At 32.3% G+C, this 2,762-nt stretch carries 4 protein-coding genes; all 4 read left to right on the top strand.

Translation table 11 applies throughout. The features are described from left to right. Positions 1-616 (top strand): class I tRNA ligase family protein (locus tag A1019T_RS13125; protein ID WP_143514175.1); only part of this gene is annotated, 616 nt, incomplete at its 5' end. Position 617: 1 nt separating this feature from the next. Next, positions 618-1,475, top strand: a complete 858-nt coding sequence (locus A1019T_RS13120; protein ID WP_143514027.1) for a type 1 periplasmic-binding domain-containing protein — start codon at positions 618-620, stop codon at positions 1,473-1,475. Positions 1,476-1,491: 16 nt separating this feature from the next. Further along, on the top strand, positions 1,492-2,565 hold the full coding sequence (locus tag A1019T_RS13115; protein ID WP_077449838.1) for an NAD(P)/FAD-dependent oxidoreductase: 1,074 nt from the start codon (positions 1,492-1,494) through the stop codon (positions 2,563-2,565). Further along, on the top strand, positions 2,558-2,762 hold a 205-nt coding region (locus tag A1019T_RS13470), incomplete at its 3' end, for a hypothetical protein (protein ID WP_208608085.1). The genes A1019T_RS13115 and A1019T_RS13470, both read left to right, overlap by 8 nt.

Raw genomic sequence — 2,762 nt, 5'->3', positions numbered from 1 at the left:
TACTAGTAGAGAGCATCTAATTTGGGCAAAAGACTTTTTAAGTGAAAATAATCCTGAATTGGTTCGCATGTATTTAGCTCGTGTAAGACCTGAGCAATCAGAAAGTAATTTCTCTGTTAATGATTATTGCTCTTATATAGAAAAAGAGATTGAAGGTAGGCTTATTAAAAATATCAATCGATTTTGGGATATTATAGATGAAGTTAGCGATAGTAAAATACCCGAAGCCGGTGCTTGGAATGCGTCAACCAAACAGTCTTATAAAGTAATACTTGATTCTTATAACGTAATTATCAGTGCACATCAAGCGAGTTCGTTTTCCACGCATCTACTAATGAAAAACTTAGAAAATCTATCAGAAGTTTTAGAGTCAAATTGTAATATGTTAGATTTTTTGAAAAATATTAATTTAGAAAAAGACTTAGTACGTACTTTAATAGCAATTTCTTCATTGGCTATAAAAACTATTAGCATAGCAATGGTTGGTATTGCTCCTAATTTCTCTAAAAGACTAATGTCAGAGATTAGTCCAAGCGATCAAATTAAGATTGAGAACCAATTAAGCTTCGTTGCAAGTGGTCAAATAGTAAGTCCGAAGAAACAGGAATATTTCTAAAATGAGTAAGCTTATAAAGATAGCAATATGTGGGCCTATGAGTGGCCCACGTAAAGCTTACGGTGAGATGCTAATTGAAGAAAGTAATGTGCTTAAAAGTAATTTTGTCCAATTGGGTTACTTTGATGATATGGCTCAAGCAGATCAAGCTATAAAAATTGCAAAAGAAATAGTTAGCCAACAATATGATTTAGTTATTGGTCATTTTAATAGCTATTGCAGTATGGCTGTTAAAGAAATTTACAAAACAGCAAAAATTGGTTTTATTTCACCTTTATCGACTCATCCAGAACTTAGGCTAGAAACTGGAGGTGCTATCTTTAGTCCGTCAGATAAAAATCAAGTTCGTTTGGTTGTTGATACCGCATTAGCTAATAGTAGAATAATTTACGCACTCAATGATAGCAGTGAGTATGGTAGAAGATTAACTGAGCTATTGATGGCAGAATCTAAGTTTGTGCAGGTTAGACAGTCTACAGCAGAATTTGCTGAAGAAGAAAAAGATCAGATATTGATATTTCTATCAGGTGCTCATTGCAATATTTTAAATTTTCATAAAGAACTTAGAGAAATAGCTCCTGATTCAATGATAGTTTGTTGTGACGATTGCTATATAGAAGAGTATCAAGAATCTATTAAAGCTATATCTAACCATAATGATTATTTGGTAGGACAACCAAATGGCCATCGTGGCAGTTTAACCACATCGTTTGAGTACTTAAAACATCTTATTTGCCACATAGGTTCTGACGATATACTTTATGATTTTGTAGGTAAGAACATTGATCATTATCAATTTTTAGATGATGGTCGTATAGAAAGTCAAGGATTTGAACTGATTCCAATCAATACCTTTTAACTTTCAAGGCTATGTAATGAAAAAATTAAAATTTGATATTATCATTATCGGCGGTGGTATAATGGGTCTTTCTACTTTATATCATCTAGTATCTAAAACTAATCTAAAGGTAGCTTTAGTAGAAAAATCTAGGTTAGGCTCAGGGTCTACTAACAAGTCAGGAGGATTTGTACGTTCTTTTCATACAAAGCGTAGAGAGATTGATTGGAGTATTGATACACTAAATTTTCTGAGGGATCATAAATCTCAGGTAGATTTCAATCCAATTGGTAGTTTATTCATGACTAATCTATTAACTAAGAATGTAATTGAATCTTTAGTAGATACGATTAGCAAAAAAGGCGAAAATATAAATTTACTTCAAAGAAATGAATTTAATGAATTTATACCTAACTTAGTAGTTTCTGAAGATCGTCATATCATAAGTGAACCTAATGCTGGTTATGCAGACCCATTAAGAACTTGTTTACTTTATGCTGAATTGTCAAAGAGAAACGGTGCCTACATTTTTGAATGCGCTGAAGTTAAAGATATCATTTTGGATGATAAGCTATGCGTTTACATAGATGGCATAGAACTCATAACCGAAGCGGTCCATGTTAGTGTAGGAGCATGGTCTTCATCTTTATTAAAGAAAGTAGGATTATCATCTGAAGTATTTTCTAAGGGTATCCAAGCAGATACTTTTTACGTTGATAACAATGAGTTTTCTAATTTTTGTTTATTAGATAGTGAGACTGATATATACACTCGTCCCTATGGTCCTAACCAACAACTAATTGGTAGTGCGACTGAATTTTTTAATATTAAAATGGATGCATACGATAAACCTGACGAGAGACAATGTCAGAAAACTTTAAGTAAACTTAATAATATATTCGAAGTTGATATAAAATCTTTAACTCCTATTGGCGGTAGAGTTGGTTTTGATGGCTATAACCAAGAGATGCGTGGCAAGATATATCAAAGTGATATATTCCCTGGTATATCAGTTTCCGAAGGTTGGAGCGGAGCAGGATTTAAACTGGCACATGGAGCAGGAAAAAGCGCTTCAAAAATTATACTAGAGTCATTACATTATTATGCATAAAAAAATTATTGGTATTTCGCTTGTTATATTGTTTAATATCTTATCAGGTGTACAAGCTGTTTATTTATCAGGTCTGCTAAAGGAAGCCAATGTATATGCTACACTTTGTATATGTTTTTCCTTTGTCACAATTGTCTTTATATTAATTAATGTAATTTCTAATAAACCAATTAAAAGTAGCGTTAAAAAGAATTATG

The sequence above is a fragment of the Psychrobacter piechaudii genome, assembly GCF_900162825.1.
Classification (GTDB): Bacteria; Pseudomonadota; Gammaproteobacteria; order Pseudomonadales; family Moraxellaceae; genus Psychrobacter; species Psychrobacter piechaudii.
Note: the sequence above shows the minus strand (reverse complement) of the source record. Positions and strands in the feature narration are given on the sequence as shown.

What these genes read in the sequence shown, in the direction of transcription:
- A1019T_RS13120 (WP_143514027.1), top strand. Translation starts at nt 618, where the DNA reads ATGAGTAAGCTTATAAAGATAGCAATATGTGGGCCTATGAGTGGCCCA.
- A1019T_RS13115 (WP_077449838.1), top strand. Translation starts at nt 1,492, where the DNA reads ATGAAAAAATTAAAATTTGATATTATCATTATCGGCGGTGGTATAATG.